The organism is Pseudomonas sp. RW409 (assembly GCF_003184125.1).
In the GTDB taxonomy this organism is placed as follows: domain Bacteria; phylum Pseudomonadota; class Gammaproteobacteria; order Pseudomonadales; family Pseudomonadaceae; genus Aquipseudomonas; species Aquipseudomonas chlororaphis_I.
In genome coordinates this window covers 1-748 of sequence record NZ_QHHP01000022.1, presented here as the reverse complement: position 1 = coordinate 748, position 748 = coordinate 1, and the positions used below count along the sequence as shown (strand labels likewise).

At 62.0% G+C, this 748-nt stretch carries 1 protein-coding gene; it reads right to left on the bottom strand.

Features of this window, described 5'->3' with window-relative positions; genetic code table 11:
• Nucleotides 1-625: Ig-like domain-containing protein (locus tag DK261_RS13020; RefSeq protein WP_218278177.1), on the bottom strand; the 625-nt coding region annotated here is incomplete at its 3' end.
• Nucleotides 626-748: the final 123 nt, after the last annotated feature.

The window sequence follows — 748 nt, the reverse complement described above, 5'->3', positions numbered from 1 at the left end:
CATCCGCCACAAACGTGGTGTCCACAGTGCGCTCGCTGCCGTTGATGCTGGCTTTCAAGGTGCTGCTGCCCGCTTGGGTGCTGGTCAGCGTCATGCTAGCCACGCCCGAAGCGTTGGTGGTCGCGGTGCTGCTGGTCAGCGCTGCTTTACCAGACTCCACGCTGAAGGTGACGACCTGATTGGGTACCAGGTTGCCGTTGGCGTCGGTGATCGTGGCTTGCACCACGTTCTGCGCCATGCCGTCGGCCAGCTGGTTATCGGTGGTCATGACCAACGCACCGCTGCCAATTTCGGCTGAGCCGGCATGGGCGATAAAGGTGCTGTTGACGCTTTGAGTGCTGCTACCCACGGTGGCGGTGACCACGCTGGTGCCGGCGGTGGTGCTGGTCAACGTCACCGACACTTTGCCGTCTGCACCTGTCGTGGCAGTACCTGGGATCGTCGCACCATTGGTCGCGGTGAATTTCACCTCGGCATTAGGCACCGGGTTGCCATTGGCATCGGTCACCGTCACTTGCACGCTGTTGGTGTCAGTGTTGTTGGCATTGGCACCGTCAGCCAGAACAATCAGGCTGCCCGCGGCGATTTCAGCCGTACCGGCATCCGCCACAAACGTGGTGTCCACAGTGCGCTCGCTGCCGTTGATGCTGGCTTTCAAGGTGCTGCTGCCCGCTTGGGTGCTGGTCAGCGTCATGCTAGCCACGCCCGAAGCGTTGGTGGTCGCGGTGCTGCTGGTCAGCGCTGCTTT